The 2,503-nt window shown below is 56.2% G+C and carries 2 protein-coding genes and 1 pseudogene; 1 reads left to right on the forward strand and 2 read right to left on the reverse strand.

The features are described from left to right. The first annotated feature begins 512 nt into the window (after nucleotides 1-512). Entirely contained in the window at nucleotides 513-755 is a 243-nt protein-coding gene (locus tag ACUH78_RS18990) for a type II toxin-antitoxin system CcdA family antitoxin (protein WP_445334420.1), read from the forward strand. Nucleotides 756-887: 132 nt separating this feature from the next. Here the strand turns inward: ACUH78_RS18990 and ACUH78_RS18995 are convergent, their stop codons facing one another. Both ACUH78_RS18995 and ACUH78_RS19000 read right to left on the reverse strand, forming a co-directional pair. Then, nucleotides 888-2,186, reverse strand: coding sequence for a recombinase family protein (locus ACUH78_RS18995; RefSeq protein ID WP_445334421.1), 1,299 nt, complete (start codon nucleotides 2,184-2,186; stop codon nucleotides 888-890). A gap of 3 nt (nucleotides 2,187-2,189) precedes the next feature. Then, nucleotides 2,190-2,441 (reverse strand): annotated as a pseudogene (locus ACUH78_RS19000) (recombinase family protein); the annotation flags it as partial. Nucleotides 2,442-2,503: the final 62 nt, after the last annotated feature.

The raw sequence follows: 2,503 nt of genomic DNA on the forward strand, positions 1-2,503 counted from the left end.
CTCGGATATCTCAAGGCGCGCTGTTTAGCAACGACGCCGCTGGGTGAGCGCTTACCATTGAATGAGCGCGTTACACTAGGACGAGTAATTCCTTTGCTTTAGTTCAACTATTTCTCGAGCGATAACAGACGTACATGCGACACCGCCGCCCAAGGCTGAACGGGAGAAAGACTTCACCTGCTGGGCCGCAGCAACAGGCAGCTGCTATCTGAGCACCAAGACAGTACGCGACTCGGATTTCTGTGCTTTCGGAAGAGTTTCGCGCCATAAGCAACACACAGCGCGAGCCCAGGCCTGCTTACACCGAGAGTCCTCGGTTCGAGCAGGCGCCGACCGTGCCCGGAATCGGCGAATGTTTCTTCGGGCATCCGGAAATAGACCGGGTTGAGGGATTCTGACGGTCAGCCGCGGAACGTGCCTGGCCATCGGCTGTTTTTTGCAGCTCTGATGTTGCTCGGAGTGCCCCTTGGTGCTATTAGTTTAATGATACGTTGAGATGAAAGGAGCACACCATGCCAGCAACGAACAGGAATCACTACGGCAAACAGACCAAGGCCTCGCTCGCACAACCCCTTGCAGCTGAAGCCACAGAACTGCGCACAAAAGTCTCGCAGGCCGCGGACACTGATGAAGCTAAATCAGTGGCGGCAAAATGCGCAGATCTTTGGGTTAGGGAAAATCGGGAAGCATTCGAAAGCTCCAATGCCTACGTTGAGAAGGACGGGTTGCCATTATCAAAATACAGGATGTTCTAATGGCCAAGTACTGTGTCTATCTAAACCGGCGCCGGTCCACCCAGACGCCTGCCTGGTCTTGTTGCCCCCAGGCGTCCTCTTAGCGTCCACCCGCAACTTCTCCGCCCCCCGCTTCGTCTTATAGGAGTTGAACTACGCCGCGTCGCCCGCGTGCGCCAATGCAGGGACAGGGATAGGTTGACGCGACGCCTCTGGCTTTTCCGGCGTCAAACGTTCAACAGTCCATTTCGCCTCACCGAAACTGTGGACTGGCCAGTACCGCAACAAGAATCGCAGCTCGGTTTCTTGCTCTTCAATCGTCTTCGTACCACTCAACATCGCAAGTGCCACACCCGGCGAAAAGCGCACCGAGAAGACTGACTGATATGTACTGAGCTTTCTTTCAAGCACAACAGACGGAAAGAGTCGAGAAAGCACTGCGCGAACTTGTGAAGCTGGAATATCCGACTCAAAGAGATCATCCATTACGCGCACCGGATCTACGACCGCCACCTGCGCGGCAATAGCTTCTCGGTCGATTCCCGCAACACCTTTGGCCAGCCCTGCGACTTGCTGTCGCTGCGCTTGCGCGCGCTCACGCGCCTCCGCGTAGCGAGCGAGAAGAACAGGGTCCTCACTCTCGTCAGCGGCGATCAGTCGCGAAATACGCTCTTGTGCCCCCTCGAGACGGGCCAGTTCGACCTTCGCTACGCGAAGCTGCTCATCAATGTCACCGACGAGCTTCGCACGCAGCTGCGCCCTGAATTCTTCAATGAATGGCTCGCTGAGAAAGTGACGCGCTGCGTGAATGAGCAGATACTGAACCCCCTGGGTCGCAACGGTCCCAGTCAAACGTTCATCTGCAGTGATGACGCTCTTCGCAACAGTACAGCGGGGACAGTAAAGGGACCGACAGCGACTCTTGCTCGTCACGGCAAGTATGCTTTCGCAACAGCCGCAGGTTACTAGACCAGCCAGCGCATGTCGCCCCCCGCCGTAGCCCGAACGGCTTATCGTCTTCTGATTGCATCGCTCCCAAAGCTGCTCGCTAACGATCCGCAGTTCGGGACGTAAGAATGTTACGGGCTCGACGATGTGACCGTGCTTCTTCGCACGTGCGCGAACCGTCGTTGAGCCGTTCCAGACAAAAACCCCTTTGTAGATTGTGTTCTCGAGGAGATTCCGGATGCTCGATGGCCGCCAATATCCACCATTTGCCTTACGAGCCGACCGGCGTGTCGGAATACCGCGTTCATTCAGGCTTCGCGCGATCTGATGCATAGACTCTCCGCGCGCACGCCGCTCAAACACGTCGCGAACGATCTCCGCCTGCGGTTCGTTGATCAGCCAATGCGAGCCGATTCGATTTCCCGCTCCATCCATTTCACGCTTTAAAGTGTAGCCGTAAGCTGGCGTAGCGATCATGTAGCCGCGCTCAAGCTGCCCGAACATACCGCGGACAACACGATGCTTGGTATCTCGCCCGGACTGCTGACTCACAATACCTTCCACCCCCAACAGCAGTTGCCAATTCGGCCGAGTCGTGTCAACGCCATTCGCGGTCACCATCCTTACGCGGGCACTTGTCTCCAGTCGGCGCATGATCTGCGCTTGCGTGAGTGCGTCACGCGAGAGTCGTGAGAATTCATCGACTAGCAAGACATCAAAGACTTGGCGGTCCCAATCCTCTAGGAGCTTTCTAAACCCCGTTCGTTTTCCTGAATCCGTGTTCGCTTAGCCGGAAATCCAGCCTAACGCATTGATGTAAT

It is taken from the genome of Thauera sp. ZXT1-4, from assembly GCF_052598215.2.

Coding starts and splice junctions, on each gene's coding strand:
- ACUH78_RS18990 (WP_445334420.1), top strand. CDS start 513: ATGCCAGCAACGAACAGGAATCACTACGGCAAACAGACCAAGGCCTCG.
- ACUH78_RS18995 (WP_445334421.1), bottom strand. CDS start 2,186: ATGTTCGGGCAGCTTGAGCGCGGCTACATGATCGCTACGCCAGCTTAC.